General features: G+C 45.0%; 13 protein-coding genes and 1 tRNA gene. 3 read left to right on the top strand and 11 right to left on the bottom strand.

The window, feature by feature from the left end; genetic code table 11:
• Positions 1-60: 60 nt before the first annotated feature.
• From cysW to OSC7112_RS01240, 3 genes are all read right to left on the bottom strand, one after another.
• Entirely contained in the window at positions 61-939 is an 879-nt protein-coding gene (cysW, locus tag OSC7112_RS01230; RefSeq protein ID WP_015174212.1) for a sulfate ABC transporter permease subunit CysW, read from the bottom strand.
• Positions 929-1,789, bottom strand: coding sequence for a sulfate ABC transporter permease subunit CysT (cysT, locus tag OSC7112_RS01235; protein WP_015174213.1), 861 nt, complete (start codon positions 1,787-1,789; stop codon positions 929-931). Before cysT ends, cysW begins: the two co-directional genes overlap by 11 nt.
• A 241-nt stretch (positions 1,790-2,030) precedes the next feature.
• A complete protein-coding gene (locus OSC7112_RS01240) occupies positions 2,031-3,176 on the bottom strand; it encodes a sulfate ABC transporter substrate-binding protein (protein ID WP_015174214.1) in 1,146 nt (381 codons plus the stop codon).
• A gap of 382 nt (positions 3,177-3,558) precedes the next feature.
• On the opposite strand from OSC7112_RS01240, the gene OSC7112_RS01245 reads away from it, so the two are divergent.
• Both OSC7112_RS01245 and OSC7112_RS01250 read left to right on the top strand, forming a co-directional pair.
• Entirely contained in the window at positions 3,559-5,715 is a 2,157-nt protein-coding gene (locus OSC7112_RS01245; protein ID WP_015174215.1) for a WD40 domain-containing protein, read from the top strand.
• Between the two features lie 480 nt (positions 5,716-6,195).
• Positions 6,196-6,268, top strand: a tRNA-Thr gene (locus tag OSC7112_RS01250).
• A 176-nt stretch (positions 6,269-6,444) separates the two neighbouring features.
• Here the strand turns inward: OSC7112_RS01250 and OSC7112_RS01255 are convergent.
• From OSC7112_RS01255 to OSC7112_RS01290, 8 genes are all read right to left on the bottom strand, one after another.
• On the bottom strand, positions 6,445-8,337 hold the full coding sequence (locus OSC7112_RS01255) for an aminopeptidase P family protein (protein ID WP_015174216.1): 1,893 nt from the start codon (positions 8,335-8,337) through the stop codon (positions 6,445-6,447).
• A 16-nt stretch (positions 8,338-8,353) separates the two neighbouring features.
• Positions 8,354-9,523 carry a pyridoxal phosphate-dependent aminotransferase gene (locus OSC7112_RS01260; protein ID WP_015174217.1) on the bottom strand — a complete coding sequence of 390 codons (1,170 nt, stop codon included), beginning with the start codon at positions 9,521-9,523 and terminating at the stop codon, positions 8,354-8,356.
• A 117-nt stretch (positions 9,524-9,640) separates the two neighbouring features.
• A complete protein-coding gene (locus tag OSC7112_RS01265; protein WP_015174218.1) occupies positions 9,641-9,973 on the bottom strand; it encodes a XisI protein in 333 nt (110 codons plus the stop codon).
• Positions 9,961-10,380: a XisH family protein gene (locus OSC7112_RS01270; protein WP_015174219.1), complete on the bottom strand. Its 420-nt coding sequence runs from the start codon at positions 10,378-10,380 to the stop codon at positions 9,961-9,963. The genes OSC7112_RS01265 and OSC7112_RS01270 overlap by 13 nt, the downstream gene beginning before the upstream one ends.
• A gap of 157 nt (positions 10,381-10,537) precedes the next feature.
• The gene (locus tag OSC7112_RS01275; protein ID WP_015174220.1) at positions 10,538-13,579 is read right to left on the bottom strand and encodes an AAA family ATPase; all 3,042 of its coding nucleotides are present in this window, start codon (positions 13,577-13,579) and stop codon (positions 10,538-10,540) included.
• Between the two features lie 202 nt (positions 13,580-13,781).
• Complete coding sequence (locus OSC7112_RS01280) at positions 13,782-14,957, bottom strand: metallophosphoesterase family protein (RefSeq protein ID WP_015174221.1); 1,176 nt, start codon at positions 14,955-14,957, stop codon at positions 13,782-13,784.
• A 195-nt stretch (positions 14,958-15,152) separates the two neighbouring features.
• Complete coding sequence (locus OSC7112_RS01285) at positions 15,153-15,479, bottom strand: DUF433 domain-containing protein (RefSeq protein ID WP_041622309.1); 327 nt, start codon at positions 15,477-15,479, stop codon at positions 15,153-15,155.
• A 67-nt stretch (positions 15,480-15,546) separates the two neighbouring features.
• Complete coding sequence (locus tag OSC7112_RS01290) at positions 15,547-16,449, bottom strand: ion channel (protein WP_015174223.1); 903 nt, start codon at positions 16,447-16,449, stop codon at positions 15,547-15,549.
• A gap of 112 nt (positions 16,450-16,561) precedes the next feature.
• Between OSC7112_RS01290 and OSC7112_RS01295 the strand changes: the two genes are divergently transcribed.
• A complete protein-coding gene (locus OSC7112_RS01295) occupies positions 16,562-16,882 on the top strand; it encodes a hypothetical protein (protein WP_015174224.1) in 321 nt (106 codons plus the stop codon).
• The last annotated feature ends 4 nt before the right edge of the window (positions 16,883-16,886 follow it).

Raw genomic sequence — 16,886 nt, forward strand, 5'->3', positions numbered from 1 at the left:
GATAGCGATGCACCATACTAATAACTAACAATTTCGCACCTACAGCCTAATGACTGATGATTATTCTTCAACCTCCTTAATGCTAGTTTTTCGTTCCAAAATCTCCTTAAGCACGAGGGTAACAACTGCTAAAAGACCTAGAATTACCGCAGCCGAAAAAGCAGCTTGCGTCGCGTACTGCTTGTAAGCATCCTCTACAAACAAAGGCAAAGTTTGCGTTTTTTTAGCAATATTTCCCGACACCACAGAGACGGCTCCAAATTCTCCCATTGCTCTAGCATTGGTCAAAATTACTCCGTAAAGCAATCCCCAGCGAATACTCGGAAGCGTGACATTCCAAAAAATTTGCCAGTCATTTGCTCCTAAAGTTTTCGCCGCCTCTTCTTGATCCGTTCCCACTTCTTCCAAAACAGGAATCACTTCGCGGGCCACAAAAGGTAAGGTAACAAAAGCAGTAGCTAGCACCATCCCAGGGAAGGCAAAAATAACCCTGATATTGGCCGCCTCCAGCCACGGCCCGAACCATCCCAGCCGACCGTAAAGCAGTACAATCATTAAACCTGCAACTACGGGAGAGATGGCAAAAGGCACGTCTAAAAGGCTGATTAATAGCGTGCGACCCGGAAATTTGTTGCGACCAATTACCCAGGCGGCACACAAACCGAATACTGTATTTACAGGTACAACTATCAGAGAAATTACCAGGGTAAGTTGCGCTGCGTGGAGAAAATCTGGCGAGGTTAAGTTAGAAAAAAATGGCTCAAATCCCTTTCTGAAAGCTTGATAAAAAACGTTGAGAGTAGGGATAAATAAGACAAGAGCGAGATAGCCGATCGCAATTGCGATTAAAGTTGGTTTTACCCAAGCTTTTTCTTGACTTCGACTAGAACCTGCGGGCGGAAATTTGTAACCAGCGGGTGAATTGATATTAGCCGTCATAGCGTCTTCTCCATGCTTGTAAGAGATTAATGGCAAACAGCATTGCCAGGGAAATAGCTAACATGACAGTGCCGATAACTGTTGCTCCTGCATAGTCGTACTGTTCCAATCTTTGGAAAATTAAAACCGGGGCGATTAAATCTTTGAACGGTATGTTAGAAGCTACAATTACAGTAGAGCCGTACTCGCCCACCGCTCGCGAAAAGCCGAGTGCTATTCCGGTTAAAATAGACGGAAATAGCGGCGGCAAAACTACTCGCCAGAAGGTTTCAAATTGAGAAGCACCCAAGCACCAAGCGGCTTCTTCGATATCTTTTTCCATCTCGTTTAAAACTGGCTGTACGGTTCTAACGATAAATGGCAAGGAAATAAATATCATCGCTATACCTACGCCCAATCGAGTAAACGATATCTTGATTCCCAAAGGTGCAAAAAGCGAACCAATCCAGCCGTTATCGCTGTAAACTGTGGCGAGAGTTAAACCGGCAACGGAGGTAGGTAGTGCAAAAGGTAAATCGACGACTGCATCTACAATTCGTTTTAAGGGAAAGTCGTAGCGAACTAATACCCAGGCAATTAATGTGCCGAATACTCCGTTAATTAAGGCCGCAATTAATGCCGTAAAGAAGGTGACATCGTAGGCGGAAATGGCGATGGGACTGGTGGCAATTGCCCAAAATTCGGCGGGGTTTGCTGTGCTGGCTTTCAGCAACATTGCTGCAACTGGGAGCAATAGCATTAAGCTGAGGTAGCCTAGGGTGATTCCCCAAGGTAATGTGATTTTGCCGATCGCCCTTTTGATATTTTCGATGGGAGATTGAGGGTTACTGATTGCAGATGATCCAGCCATAAGTCAAGAGTTTTGGGTTGGAAAGAATAATTGCTGTAGGGGCGGGTTTTACCAATAATAATTGCCGAAAACCAACGATCTCGTAAACCCGCCCCGGCCGATTAGATAGATGTAGGGTGCGTCGCCATCTTACAATCTGCAAGGCGCGATCGAATATCTAGCAGCGATGCACCATACCAGATACGGGTTTTACCAATAATAATTGCCGAAAACCAACGATCTCGTAAACCCGGCCCGGGCATTACTGTCTAATTGAACCTTGAATTTTGTCAAAAATAGCTCCGTCATCGAAGAATTTTTGCTGAATATCTGCCCAACCTCCTAAGTCTTGAGCTGTAAATAGGGTTTTGATGGGGGCATATTTTTGGACAAATTCTGGTTCCGCCGCTACTGTCGCATCTACTGGGCGGAAGCCTGCTTTGGCAAATTCTCGTTGAGCTTCTGGGGTGTACAGAAATTTGACAAATGCTTCGGCGACTTCGCGAGTGCCGTGTTTATCAACGTTTTTATCGACGATGGCAATCGGATTGTCGATCGAAACATTGACTTCGGGAATACTATAAGTCGGTTTTTCACCTTTCTGACCAGCCAGAAGAATCTCGTTTTCGTAGTTAATTAAGGCGTCGCCTTGGCCTTGTTTGAAAAATACGTCGGTGGCTTCGCGGGCGTCTTTAGTCAGGATGGGGACGTTTTTGTAGACTTTGGTGGTCAAATCTAATGCTTTGGCTTCGTCTCCTCCGGTTTTAACAACCGAGCCCCAAAGTGCGAGGAAATTCCAGCGGGCAACGCCTGATGTTTTAGGATCGGCAGTAATCACTTTTACTCCGTCTTTGCTTAAATCTTCCCAGTTTTTTATGCCTTTGGGATTGCCTTCGCGGGTGACTATTGCTCCTACGGATTTGCTGACTATGCCTTCGTTGGGGACTTCTTTTTCCCACCCGGGCTCGATGAGTCCGGCTTTTTCGATTTTTGCAGTGTCGAGGGCGAGGGCTAGATGTACGATGTCTGCTTCTAAACCGTCAATTACGGCCCGAGTTTGGGAACCGGAACCGCCGTAGCTTTGGTTGAAGGTGACGGTTTGGCCTTTTTCTTTTTGCCATTGTTCTACAAATTTGGGAATTATGGCTTCGTGGGCGGCTTTGGTGACGGCGAATGATACTAGGGTTAATTCTACGTTGCCTTTGTTAGCTGCTGGGGTAGCACCGCCTGGAGTGGCGGTGGGGTTGTTGGTGGTTCCCTGACCGCAGGATGCAACGGCCAGACTTAAAGTTATTCCCACTAAAAATAGGGACACAAATCTTTTGAGCGCAGTCAATGATTGATTTGTGCTGGCTGATGGCTGTTGCGGCCAGTGAAGGTGTTGAGTTAGGCGTTGCCACGGGTTCATTATATTTGTTCCTCTAGAGAAAGTACGGTTCTTAGGTCGGAATACCGTAATTATGGTTGTGAAGTACAATCATAGACAAGAGTGAGTCAAAAAGCAACAAAAAAAACAAATTGGGGAAACTCAGGGTCGATCGCATATCCTGAAGTCTTTTCCGTCGGTGCTTTTGATTCAGATTCGGGGTACAATGTAAAGTGTATAAATAAATATTATTATTGAGTTAAGGTGCTAAGCTGGCGCGGCTGCACGATACGCTTGCACGATACGCCTTACATATACTATCGGCCGATCGCCCAAATCTAATAGCCCTGCCAAGAGTCCCCGCCCCAGCGAGATATGCCTGACTCGCGCGATCGCCCTTAAGTAAGAAAAAGTTTTAACTGGTATGTCCTTACCCCGCCCAGTCTCAGACACCCTAATTGAACTGTTGAAGCCTGTAGCCTCTGAATTGGGAGAAAGATTGGGAGCCAGCGCTGTCAACGAACGCTATGCAGAAATTGAGCCCTCTGGTTCTTCAGCTTTGAACCAGCAAATCAAAAAAGACCCGCGCTGGATTAAAGCACAAGTAAGATATTTGCAGCGGCAGCAGGCTAGAGAACAAGAATTAATCGCGATCGCCGGCGCTGAAGAATGGGTAAAAGAAGAACGGGCTAATCGAATTAAGGCTCAAGAATTGAGAGATAAGCGGGCAATTAGCCGACTTTGCCGCGACTTAATGCGGGAGTTTCAATCAGAAGCAATTCGAGTTAAGCTGAGCGAAATTCAAACAATTTGGGACAGGGACAACTGGTTTTCTAATTTGAGCAGGCAGGAAACTGAACAGATTTTGCAGCAGCAGCAGCACCGATTGCTGCTGTTAGTTGCTCCAGCAAAAATTAGCCAAGATTGCCCCGATTCGTTTCGCCACAATCTGAATATCGAACTGCCCGCTAAGTTAAGAGCTTTTTTGAACCAGCACTACCCCCCGCACGGAGATTTGTCCCCGGTTCAGTTTTACGGAGACTATTTCAAAAAATCCATTTCTGATATTGATGTGGAGCGGTTGCAGACTGTGTTGTCTCCCGTACCTACAGCTATACTGTACAGCGATATCAGCGATTATGAAGTTAATTTTCATGTTGGTTTTTGGGGAGTCATCAATCAGAGCGTTTCTCTAGTGGCGATGCAGCCTTGGAATTGGGAAGAGGTTTATAACCAGTTGGAGGCGGAGGGAAAAGATAAAAAGCTGAGCCTGCGGATTATTCGGCAAATAATTGTGACTATTCACAAGTTATTGGCGGCTTTTTTAGCTGATTTGTATTATTTAAATATCGATTTTACTCACGAACCTCAGTTATTTAAATTAGAGGCGGAATTTGCTCAGGAATGGTTTTCCAAAGATTGGGCCCAACCGTATATTGAAACTCTTAAAGAAATTCAGGATCAGCAGCGAATAGTCTATAAGGGAGAGATGCGGCGGCTGGCGCTGCGAGAGGCAAAAGCTAGGGCGGAACGCCAGCGTTTGGAGGAGGCTGAACTCAAACGCAGAGAGGAAGCTGAGGCGGCATCTAAGCGGGTGAAGGAATTAGCTCACAAATTAAAACATCAGAAATGGCGGTGTGTATATACGCTGCCGGGACATTCATCGTTTGTGAATTCTCTGGCGATTAGCCCTGACGGGAAAATTTTGGCTAGCGGTAGTTGGGATAAAACTATTAAGATTTGGAATTTAGAAACAGCGGAATTAATTGGCACTCTGACGGGACATTCCGATCGCGTAAATTCGGTTGCTATTAGCTATGACGGAAAAATGTTGGTCAGCGGCAGTTCGGACGAAACAATTAAGTTTTGGAATTTGCACAACGGCGATTTGCTGTGTACTTTTCCGGGACATTCTATGGAGGTGAATTCGGTGGCGATTAACCCGAAGCGCCTGGTAATTGCTAGTTGCGGCGGGGCTGATAATACGATTAAGCTGTGGAATTTGCGGAGTGGTGAGTTGCTGCGGACTTTGAAGGGTCATTCTGACAATGTGAATTCCGTGGTTTTTAGCCCGGACGGTAAAATATTGGCGAGTGGCAGTTCGGATGCGACGAGTAAGGTTTGGGATGTGGAAAGCGGCAAGTTGCTGCGGACTCTTTCGGGGTTGAATGTTGGGGTGAATTCTGTGGCGATCGCGCCGGACGGTCAGATTCTTGCTAGCGTGAGCAATGATTATACGATTAAGCTGCGGAATTTGCACACGGGCCGTTTGTTGCGGATTTTAAATACTCATTATGCGAAGGGAAAGGGTGTAACGAATTTAGCAACGAATGAGGCGCTGCATATTTTGCAGAATTATGTGAGTCGGGGCGATTCGGTTGCTATCAGTGGGGACTGTTTGACTTTGGTGAGTGGCTGCGATGATAATACGATTAATATTTGGAATTTGCAGACGGGGGAGTTGTTGAGCAGTCTTAAGGGACATTCGGGTACGGTGTACTCGGTGGCGATCGCACCTTCAGGCAATTTGCTCGCCAGCGGCAGTGCCGATCAGACGATTAAGATTTGGCGCTGCGATTAGTTAGTCATTAGTCATTAGTCCGTAGTCAATAGTCAGTAGTCAGTAGTCTTATCGTGTTGGGTAAATTAACCACAATACTTGTAGGGGCGGGTTTTACCAACAATCTATAAATCCCACTAACAATCTACATAAACCCGCCTCCACCGAGCGACTAGATATCAGATAATCTGCTTTGGCCGCTAGTCTGGCTGGTTTCAACCCCACAGCGAGAAACTCAACAAAACTTACGGATGGAGGCGCTTATTCCCGGTTTATACGAAAATGTGGGTTGAGTAATCAGAAATATAGGAAGAAACCAGGTTTCTCAGATCGGGGTGCGTAAATTCTGCCAAACTCCCCTAAAAGAGGATGCCGGGATTTAGCCAGACGAGGATAACTCGGGTTTTGCCCTTACGGGGAGGGGTTTTGAGCTAATTTGAAAAAAAAAATTGGCTGGGGGGTTGCGCCGATCACTATAAGTTTGCTATATTAAGTTTCACTGCTGGTGTAACTCAGTTGGTAGAGTAGCTGATTTGTAATCAGCCTGTCGCAGGTTCAAATCCTGTCACCAGCTTTATAGCAGTTTTCAATCGGATTAAATATCGGATTCAATACAGTAGGGACATGGCAGTGCCGTGTCCCTATCTGATATGTGCTATTTTGTACCTTTGGGGCGGGCTCGCGTGTCCACCCCACAAGAGTTTCCCGAAAAAGAGGTGCACAAGTTAAATGTGCGACAAATTACAAGGCTTAACCTAACGCAGTGCAGGCTTTTTTCAACCATTCAATTGTTGCTGCATCAAGTACGGGTTCCAATTTCTCGACTACAGCAGCATGATAATTATTCAACCATGCTAGTTGAGTCTTTGACAGCCGATCGACATTAATCAATTTTTTGTCAAACGGAATATACGTCAGCGGTTCAAATCCGTACCAAACGGTACCGTTTTTTGATGGCATTTCCCTGACAACATAGAGATTTTCGATGCGAATTCCGCCCCATCCCGGTTCGTAATATCCCGGTTCGATGCTCGTTACCATTCCGGCTTCCAGGGGATACTGCACAGATTTGCTGATGCCGTTTGGCCCTTCGTGGCCGGCTAAAAACGCGCCGACTCCGTGCCCTGTACCGTGTCCGTAGTCTAGCTGTTCTTGCCACAATACCGCACGGGCGATCGCATCTAATTGCGCTCCCGTTGTTCCTTTGGGGAATTGCTGCATTGCACAGTTGATGTGCGCGATTAAGACTGTTGTGTAGTGTTCTATTTGTAGCGCCGTCGGTTCTCCGATACTTATTGTTCTCGTATCGTCGGTTGTACCTGCTAAATATTGCGCTCCTGAGTCCAATAACAGCAGTTCCCCCGGTTTTAAGGTTATTTCTGGGCTGGGGGTTCCGTAATGTACGATCGAGCTATTGGCTCCCGCACCGGCGATCGTTCTAAAAGTTAAAGTCTGAAAATCTGTTTCTTGCTGGTAAAAATTTTCGATGGTTTCTTTGACATCAAACTCGGTCAATCCCTTACCATTTTCTAGCTGTTCTGTCAACCACTTTAAAGTCAAAGTTTTCGCTCGACTTGCTTTGAAATTAGCTAATTGCATCTGCTCGATTTCTACGGGATTTTTGCGAGCTTTCATCCCTTCTACCGGATGAGTATCAAAAACTATTTCGATGTTGTTGTATAACTGCGCTTCTTGCTGGCTTAAGAGTAACTGATACGTGCCTGCTGTGCTGTGTTTCGGGTCTAAAAGTACCCGAACTTTATTTGGCAAACTTACGCAAGTTTCTAATGTATGCGGATAGTCTGCGTAGGGAAGCAAAGTTACATCCGCCCGCAATTGTTGCTTGATTTCTGGTGAAATTCGTTCGGGATTTGTAAACAAAAACGCTGAATCTTTGGTGACAATGGCATAGGATATGAAAATAGGAATGTGGGGAATATCCGAGCCTCGGAGATTGAACAGCCACGCTATTTGATTGAGGTTGGTAATCGGAAGCACATCGATGTTGGCTTTTTGCATGGCTTCCCTGACTCTGGCTAATTTTTCGGCTGCGGTTTCTCCTGTCAGGGAAGCAGGTAAGCTAAATATGGGATCTGCATCAATCGCGGGTACAGTCTCTGCTGTTTTCCAATGATTTTGCGATCGCACTTTGTCTGTCAAATTCTCCCGGATTGGTACGAGCTCAATCTCCGCATTTGCAAATTTTTTCACCCAATTTTGATATTGCTCTGTCGCTACGGTAAATGGGTCAAAACCCAGGCGAATTTTAGTTGATTTTTGTGCCGCTTCTACAGCCAGTTTTTCTAAAGTTTCAATTAAGGTTAAATTTCCTTCTAAACCGAGTTTCGATATTTGAATAATTCCAGTATCTACTTGCAATTCGGCTTGTTCGTAATAGCGGGAATCCACAAACAACCAAGCGGCATCTTTGCCAACCAACAAATCACCGGCGGAACCCGTAAAACCGCAAATCCAAGCCCGCCGCTGCTTGGCGGCTGGAACTGATAAATTTAAATGTTCGTCAACCGCAGGGATGAAATAGCAATCTAAGTCGTAATCGACCATCAAATCTCGCAATTCTGCCAGTTTTGCAGCGGAGGTATCTGGAATATTTGTATTTGCTTTCAAGTTTGTGGCAACCATGTTGAAATTTCCTATTTTACTTGTTTAAAATTGTCTTCAAACCTTTAACTAATCTCCTAATACCTGCGGTGGCGGTTGCTTTCTCCAAAGCACCGTAAGCAACCCGCAAATAGCAGCCGCTATCCATGCCGAAGGTTGTACCGGGAAGCACTGCTACGTGATATTCGCGAATTAATTGTTCTACTAATTCCATTGTATCGAGTTCAGTATCAACTTTCAAGAAAAAGTAAAAAGCTCCAGCGGCTGGGGAAATTGTACACAAGTTTTGGATGGTATTGAGTTCGTCTAATACGAGTTGGCGCACGGATGCGATCGCCCTTACATAATTATCGCAGTAACCTCTACCAACTTGCAAGGCTCCCAGCGCTGCATACTGAGAAATTACCGGCGGACAAATTAAGATTGTATCTTGAATCTTTCTCACTGAAACCAGCAAGTGTTCGGGAATTACCATATACCCGATCCGCCAACTCGCAAAACCGTAGGCTTTGGAGAGGCTAAACAGAGAAATTGTATGTTCGCTGCTATTGGAAAAAGCGGCGGGCGAACAGTGTTTGACGCCGTTATAAGTAAAATATTCGTAAGCTTCGTCGCTGATGTGATAGATGTTGTGCTGGCGACAAATTTCGTTAACTTCCCGGAGTGCTTCGGCTGAATAAACAACACCAGTGGGATTATTTGGTGAAATGGTAACTATGGCTCGCGTTTTGTCGGTAATTGCTGTTTTTATAGCATCGATATCAAGTTGATAGTTGGCGTCCGTTTCTACTATCACTGGTCGGCAATTTGCCATAATTGCCGCCATTTCGTGGTTGAAGTAATAAGGTGCTTGGATAATAACTTCGTCTCCCGCTGAGGTAATAGCGAGAAGGGCGTTGGTAAATCCCATGTTGCTGCCGGCGGTAACAACAATGCAGTTTTTGCTGTTAATTTCTATGTTGTTATCTGTTTTTAGTTTGGCTGCAATAGCATCTTGTAATTGTGGAATTCCTTCGACAGCTTTGTATTTGTGATTGTCGGGATTTGCGAAGAATTCGGGTATTTTTTCAAATGATTCTTGTGGCGGATTGTAGTAAACTACGCCTTGTCCTAATGATATCGTTCCCGGATTTTGGCGAATCAGTTCGCCAACTACTGGAATTATGGGCGACTGTACCGATTGCATTCGAGTCGGGTAATTTTTCATACAATATTTGTTTCTTGGGGCGTTAAGTAGATTGACCGAACTTACAGATTAGAACCCCGAATTATTGGAGAATTCGGGGTTGTGGGTATCTTGTTGTTTGGGGAATTATTTAATGATTTATGCTATCGCAAATCCAGTAAATTGCCGTACATAAGGCGCTCGAAATCCCAAAACAATATCTGTTTTAGGGACTCCAAATTCTAGGAATTGATTGGCAATTCCTGCTTCCGTAAAATCGCGCTGAATCCAAATCTTTCCATCTTTGATATCAACATGAATGGGACATCCATGAATTCGTTCTTCATCCCGCCATCCCACATACAACAATAAATAGCGGTCGCGTTCCGTATCGAAAACAATTTCAGTGGTTTCTACATCTTGCTCAGACTGCTCTGTCGCGTGTTGATGTATGACTTTCTGAACTAACTGGCGATAATCTAATCTTTCCATAATGTTATCTCCTGTCTCTTCACATGAAAAACCAGCATATTTATTTGATATCGTTCTAACACAGTTTGAACAAACGAGTCTGTAAAAAAATCTTGATAGATATCTGTAGGCACTGCCAAATACAGCACTCGTTCTGATTGCATTTTTTCCAATGCTACTCGATAATTAAGAAATTGACCAACAGCCGTATGGAATTCTGACAGCGCCGACAAGCCCACAAAACTTTTTACTTCGACTGCTATTTTTTTTCTCCCATTTTCGGCAGAAAGTAATTTTTCTCCTCCCAAATCTATCTGTATTTTTACTTGAGAAGTTAGTTTTAGAAACAGAGGATCGTGAGTAATTATCCATCCATCTTTCTCCAAAGCCGCACGTACTGTGTTGTGAAAGATATCTTTGGCTGGCATGATTGAAAAAACTGTTTTACTAGATCCAAAAAGAGCTTAGTTAACCAGTGCGTAGTACACACCCTAAATATAGAGTTTGTCGGATGCAGACGGCGCGCCCAGAGCGCTAGAAATAGCGAGCAGAACTACTTTTGACATAAGTCTTATTATATTATAATTAGACTCTTTTAACTTCTATTTTAGAACCTTGGGGGGATTTAGAAACTTTCACTTGTGCGGGCAATCTTTCCCCCAATTCTCGAACGTGGGTAATCACTCCAATCAGCCTTTCTCGCTGCCGCAAAGATTCTAAAATTTGAGTAACGCTTTCGAGAGTTTCGGTATCTAAAGTGCCAAATCCTTCATCGAGAAACAAGCTGCCCAAGTGAGCTCCTTGAGACAGTTTTTCTGACAAAGCTAAAGCCATTGATAAGGAAGTGGCAAAGGTTTCGCCGCCGGAAAGAGTGCGTACTCGTCTAGCTTCCCCGCCGTTCCAATTATCTGCTACCCAGTATTCGCCATCTTGGTTTTTTAGTTTGTAGCGATTTTCGGTTAATTCTTGCAAAATTAATGTGGCGCTGCCGACTAATTCTGCTTCTAAATGTTCTAGAATGTAAGATTGAAATTCGTTGGATTTTAGATTCTGCGCTAAGGTGTGATAAGTTTGCTCTTGTTCTGTGAAATTTGTGATTTGCTGTGACAGTCTTTCGGCTTGTTCGAGATTTTGGGCTGCTACCTGAATCCAAGCTAAAAGTTCGGCGCGGTTGTTGTTGGCTTGTTTGAGGTTTTCCTGGGCGGTATTTTTTGCCGATCGCACTTGTGCTAAATTATTCTCATCGGTAGTTCTGCCTGCGATCGCCTCGCTCAAATCTTTTGCCCGCGTCTCTAACTGAATTTTTGATTCGCGGTGAGAGCGAATAACATTTTCCCATTCTGATTGTTCCTTAACTGTCGCAACCGCTGCTAAAAATGTCTCTTCTGTGAAATCAGCCGCCGTTAATTTTGCTGACCAATCCAGGTTTAGCTGCTGTTTCTGGGCTTGGGCTCGTCCAAAAACTTCTCCAGCTTGTTGCTCTCTCTCTGCTGCTTGAATAACCTTATTTTGAGCAGTTTGATAGGATTTTTCTGCAACTTTCAGCAGATTTGCCAAGTCTTGCTTGTCTTGTTCTAAGACTTTTGCTAAATTAGCATAAGGTTGATATTCGGTAATTTGATAAAGCGCATTTACACAACTTTGCAACTGCTGCTGGCGGCGGTCTGATTCGGCGATCGCATCTTGATATTCCTGCTGTTTAGCTGCTTGATTCGCCACCGCCAAATTAAATCTTTCCTGAAAATTATCATATTCCAATGATGCCAGTTGGAACTGCTGTTCGGTTTCGCGGTATTGGCGATCGCTCTCTTTAAGGATTGCCAACTCCTGCTGCAACCCCAAGCTTTCCCAATGAGGAGTCTCCAGGACTTGAGTGATTTGCTGCTGCAATTCGGCAACTCTATTCGCAGTTAATTCGAGCATTTGAGCAATTTCAGACTCTCTTTGCAGGCAGGCTGAAACCGCACTTTTTCTATCAGCAGCCAACCTTTGAGCATCTTGAAAAACCTGATTTGCTGCCGCCAATTTCTGCCGCAAACCAGCGACATCGACAATATTAGAATTCGGCAAAGGAGGGAGGATATCGCTCTCAGGATGCACCCCCCCGCACACCGGGCAAGTATCCCCAGGATTCAGCGACATTCTGACAGCAGCAACACTCTCTAAACGTGCCGCTTCCGCATTAGCGGTTTGGGCCGATTCTAACTCGCGATCGCACTCTTTTAGCCTGAGTTCAACGGCTTCTAAATTAGTGGTAGCCTCCACATAATTTTGTTGAGCGCTTTCCTTCTCTGCCCGAGATTTATCCAACTGTTCTTGCTGAGTCTTTTGCTGCTTGGTAATTAGCTGAACTTCCATCAACAAGGGTGAAATTTGCTGCAATTGCTCTAAGCGCTTTCCTCCCGGCGCATACTGTGCGAGCTGTGCCGCTGCTTGAGTCACTCGAAAACCCGCGCCTTGAATTTTATTGTTAGCAGCTTGCAGGTCTTTATCTGCTGCCATAAAAAAGCGGAGTTTTTCCTGTTGATTTTTTTGGGCAAGCGCAACTTCTTTTTCTAATTGAGCGCGCTGTTCTTCATATACTTTCGCAGCCGCTAGAGCATCTTCGCGAGCCTTAATTTGTGGTGCTAGTGCCTCTTCTTTGGCTTTTGCCGCGTCAAATTGCTGCTGCTCTACTGCCAGCTCGGAGCGAGCTTTAATTAACAGCTTCCGCGCTGCCACCGAGGCACTTTCTGCAGTTTCGTACTGACTGCGAGCCGATCGCAATAAAGCCCAATCTCCCTGTAAATGATTGGCAGCTTGCGCTCTTTCTAAACGCTGTGCTAAAATTGTAACCTCAGCGGAATTAGCATTTAATTCAGCCAATTGTTGTTGCAGCTCTTGCCAGCGAGCGATTTGCGAAAATAGCTGTTCCTCTTCATCTAGATCCTTTTGAGCTTTCATCACAGCGCGATCGAACTCAGGCAACTGCTGCTCTAAAATCAAAAGTTGCGATCGTCTTTGATCCACCTCATCCGCCGTCGGCGCACTCAAATCCGCTAGCTGCCTTTCCACCATTTCCCGTTCCTGTTTCAGCAACTTGGCAAGCTCATTTGTTTCCTTCCGCATCTGCTCAAAAATCTCAAATCCCGCTAGCTGCCGCAAAATTTCCCGACGTTTTGATGTATCCCCTTTAATAAATTCATCAAACTTGCCTTGAGGCAGAACAATTGCTCGCGTAAAAGTATCAAAATCCATTCCTAAAATCTGTTCAATGGTATTTTGAACAGCAACAATACTCGTCCCCAAAGTTTCCCATTGACCATTTTGCCAGTTGTCCAAAATCACCTTATTTTCGGGAGATTTCGGGCGGAAACGCCACCTTCGCGTCACCCGGTACTGTGCCGAACCCACAGCAAAACGCAACTGCACTTTTAAATTTTCGCTGCCTTGACTTGCCAAATCACTTACTTGTTTGCCGCTGCGAGTAGTAGTGCCAAAAAGAGCGTAAGTCATGGCATCTAACAGTGAAGATTTGCCCGCACCTGTAGCACCAGTAATTGCAAACAAATCGAGTTGAGAAAAATCTAAACGCTGTTCGCGGTGGAAGCTGGTAAATCCTTCTAGAATAAGTTCGAGTGGACGCATACTGATTTTAGATTTTAGATTTTAGATGTTGAATTTCTATTACTCTTGATCGGGTGGAGCCTGGTAAAGCAGATCGGGAGGGTCTGCCTCCTATGTTTCTATTTAAGCGCGAGGCAGAGCAAAAGTCATATAGGTTCCCAGACGGAGCCTGGGAACCAGTTAATTTGAGATTTTTGATTTGGGATTGTATTTTTTTACCCATTTAATTATTAACTGTTTCCTTAAACTTCTTGTACAAAGTTTTAAATTCCTCCAATACAGCCGGTTTAGGTGTCGTCCCCAATCGGTTTTGATAATAGTTGCAAAACTCTGCTGCCGGATCGAAATTATTGGGATCGATATTAGTTATTTCTGTTGGTTCTAGGGCTGCATCTGGATAGCGCGGTTCAATTAACAGCGCTTGAGAACAGATTTGGCGGACTCGATCGGCAAGTCCGATTTGCGGACTGTCCAGTTCGACAATTACTTTCAAGAAACCCGGATGATACTGATGAGCTTGTAACGTTCGATCGAGATTGTCGTTATGACATTTAAGCACTTTTAACGGCTTGTGGCAAGCCACAGGCTTAAATTCCACCTTCGCCTGACTTCCCGGCTCAACTTCTATCAAGCAAAATCCTTTTTCCTGTTCCGCTTCTCCAAAATCTAACTGAATCAAAGAACCGGAATAATAAGCGGGAGAAGTCTCAGAAATCCGCTGGTGAATGTGGATGTGTCCGAGTGCAATATACTGAGCTTCCGGCGGCAGAGTTTGCGATGACAGGAGGTATTTTTCTCGCGTGTAATAAGCGACTTCGGATTTTGCCAATCGAGCGCCGTCAATGCTCATGTGTCCCATGAGAATATTGACAGTATTGTCTCTAAAATCCCTGGTTAAATCTTCGATTAAATATGCTACGATTTCGCGGTAATCTTTGCGGCGATCGGCATCGCCAGACTGCCAGAGAGAATTAGCATCTAACAGTCTTTGTTCGGAAGCAAAAGGCATCGCTCCCACACAAAGTTTACCGCTTTTTGTATTGAGAGTAATTGTGCCGCCGTCTGCGGAACGCCTGGGTTTGCCTAAAGCGCGAACACCGGCGAGGGAAAGCAATTGCGCGATGCTGTCGATGCGGGATGCCGAATCGTGATTACCGGCGATCGCAATTGCGGGAATTCCTGCAGCTTGGAGTTCGCAGAAAAAGTTATAAGCAATGCGTTCGGCGTAAGCGGGTGGGTTTGGCACGTCGAAAATGTCGCCCGCAACGAGCACAGCATCGACATCCAATGCTTTTGCTTGCTTCAAAATCTGTTCGAGGGCGATCGCAATTTCGGAAGTGCGATCGATCCCTCGAAAACGCCGCCCTAAATGCCAGTCAGCAGTATGAATTATTCGCATAGTACGAGTAGTATTTTGTTTATGTTAACTGAGATGTTGTACCCTTTTCAAGAACGGGCTCTTCGGCCCGTTCCACAAAGAATAAATTTCTTGTGGAACGGGCCGAAGAGCCCGTTCATAAAAGCCTGATTTAAAATGGTAAAATATCTCAGTTTTAATGCTTTGTGCGATCGCGGTATAAATATCTGCCACTGTTTATGCCTCTTCCTGTTCTCGAATTGCTCTTTCAATCTCATCAGGATATGCCTCAGCATAACTAAAAGCATTCACCAAATCTGTGGCACTCAGATCGGGATGACCTTCTAAAATATGAGCATCGCTGGCACTTTGACGGCGATAACTTACCAACAGCCAAACAGGAATCCGAGTTTTTCGGATACAGGCTTCTGTGCCCATGACACCGGGAGTCTTTTGAATCCCCGGCCAAAAGTTGCTTAAAGTTTGGGCTAGGAATTGTATAGCTTGAGCCTTTTCTTCGGGAGTTAAAGCCAAGAGTTGCGGTTGCAATTCTTTGAGTGTCATCTTCGTCGTAACTGAAGTCATAAATATCAACTTTTGTCGTTCTAGAGGTATTCTAGCACTATTATACTCACAACTTCTCTTCAACAGGCTTCACATCGTGAAACCGAGTATAATCAACCACCCGCCCTCCCGTTGCCGATTTCAAAAGAATATCTACAAACCGCATATTCCACATAATTTCAGACGCCACAAAAGAATGTCTGGCATGAATAGTTTGCGAAACAGTTTCGTCAATTCCTGTTAACGTAATTACAATTTCCGCTTGCTGTTCCATCAAGTCTTGGGCAGTAAGTTGGTACAAAGGACTGCTCTCCTCAATTGCGTGCATAACCGTCCAAGTTAAGGCAAAAATCGGAGAGTGACTCCGCACCAATTGCAAATCGTAAAAACGCCGCATAAATTCTCCTTCCGGCGTTACCTCATCGCGGATCAAAGTAGCTCGCTGCTGCGCTTCTAAAATCTGGTTGAAACGCTGATTTGCCGTGCGGTACATCAGAGTCGGAACACCGTTGAAAGGAGCGATTACAGCTACGCGGCTGAAGATAACTCTGGCTGTTGGTCGAGAAAATCTCGAAAAAGCCAGTCCCGTAACCATTGCCACTCCCCACAAAGCAAAAAGCGCTTGGATCGCGACTATAGTATTAGCGTAATCCGTGCGCGGATACATGGCGCCGTAGCCGATCGTCGCCATTGTTTGGACGCTGAAATAAAAGGCATCTGGGAAAGAACCCGGCCGCGCGTTAGCAATGCAATCTCCTCCCGCCAAATAAGCTAAGGCAAATAAAGAATTCGTGACTATATAGAAGAGACAAATCAGGATGAAAAATCGCGGCCAAGAAAGAGTTAGCAGCCTGTGGTAGAGGTCGGCAAAATGGAGGCGAGGTACTCCCAACTTGACAATATTTAAGGGGAATTGTCCTTGGCGGCTGACTAAACGAGCCTGTGGCTGGTGGTTGCGGTGAATTTTCATTGCGATTTGTAACTATGGCTGTTTCAATTTGTAACTATTGCTTTGACCGGGAAAACTTATCCTTTAGACTGATGTCTGATTCCCAAAATTCGGATAAAAGCGGAGTTTAGAAATGGTTGAGCTTAACTGGCATGACTATCTCGTTATGGTTTCATTTGTGGCTTCTATTGCGGGTCTAGTCCTGCTGGGCGATAATCGCAACTCGCAGCCAACGGACGAGCGCACTTTGAGCGAAGAAATCCTAATCAAGATGAGCTTTGCTTACTGGATAGTGTACTGCATCTCTTTTTTCGGGCTGAAACTTCACCTACCAGAAGATAGCTGGTTATTGCTCAGTTTGAAGCTGACTGCGGTTCTTTCTTACTTGTTGACTGCTTCTAGCATACTCAGCCTGCCGCTGCAACGCATGGCTGTCAGACAAGTTGAAGATTAAAAAA

This window comes from Oscillatoria nigro-viridis PCC 7112 (assembly GCF_000317475.1).
GTDB lineage: Bacteria > Cyanobacteriota > Cyanobacteriia > Cyanobacteriales > Microcoleaceae > Microcoleus > Microcoleus nigroviridis.

Excerpts from the sequence above, each read along its gene's own strand:
- cysW (WP_015174212.1), bottom strand. The coding sequence starts at position 939 with ATGACGGCTAATATCAATTCACCCGCTGGTTACAAATTTCCGCCCGCA.
- cysT (WP_015174213.1), bottom strand. The coding sequence starts at position 1,789 with ATGGCTGGATCATCTGCAATCAGTAACCCTCAATCTCCCATCGAAAAT.
- OSC7112_RS01240 (WP_015174214.1), bottom strand. The coding sequence starts at position 3,176 with ATGAACCCGTGGCAACGCCTAACTCAACACCTTCACTGGCCGCAACAG.
- OSC7112_RS01245 (WP_015174215.1), top strand. The coding sequence starts at position 3,559 with ATGTCCTTACCCCGCCCAGTCTCAGACACCCTAATTGAACTGTTGAAG.
- OSC7112_RS01255 (WP_015174216.1), bottom strand. The coding sequence starts at position 8,337 with ATGGTTGCCACAAACTTGAAAGCAAATACAAATATTCCAGATACCTCC.
- OSC7112_RS01260 (WP_015174217.1), bottom strand. The coding sequence starts at position 9,523 with ATGAAAAATTACCCGACTCGAATGCAATCGGTACAGTCGCCCATAATT.
- OSC7112_RS01265 (WP_015174218.1), bottom strand. The coding sequence starts at position 9,973 with ATGGAAAGATTAGATTATCGCCAGTTAGTTCAGAAAGTCATACATCAA.
- OSC7112_RS01270 (WP_015174219.1), bottom strand. The coding sequence starts at position 10,380 with ATGCCAGCCAAAGATATCTTTCACAACACAGTACGTGCGGCTTTGGAG.
- OSC7112_RS01275 (WP_015174220.1), bottom strand. The coding sequence starts at position 13,579 with ATGCGTCCACTCGAACTTATTCTAGAAGGATTTACCAGCTTCCACCGC.
- OSC7112_RS01280 (WP_015174221.1), bottom strand. The coding sequence starts at position 14,957 with ATGCGAATAATTCATACTGCTGACTGGCATTTAGGGCGGCGTTTTCGA.
- OSC7112_RS01285 (WP_041622309.1), bottom strand. The coding sequence starts at position 15,479 with ATGACACTCAAAGAATTGCAACCGCAACTCTTGGCTTTAACTCCCGAA.
- OSC7112_RS01290 (WP_015174223.1), bottom strand. The coding sequence starts at position 16,449 with ATGAAAATTCACCGCAACCACCAGCCACAGGCTCGTTTAGTCAGCCGC.
- OSC7112_RS01295 (WP_015174224.1), top strand. The coding sequence starts at position 16,562 with ATGGTTGAGCTTAACTGGCATGACTATCTCGTTATGGTTTCATTTGTG.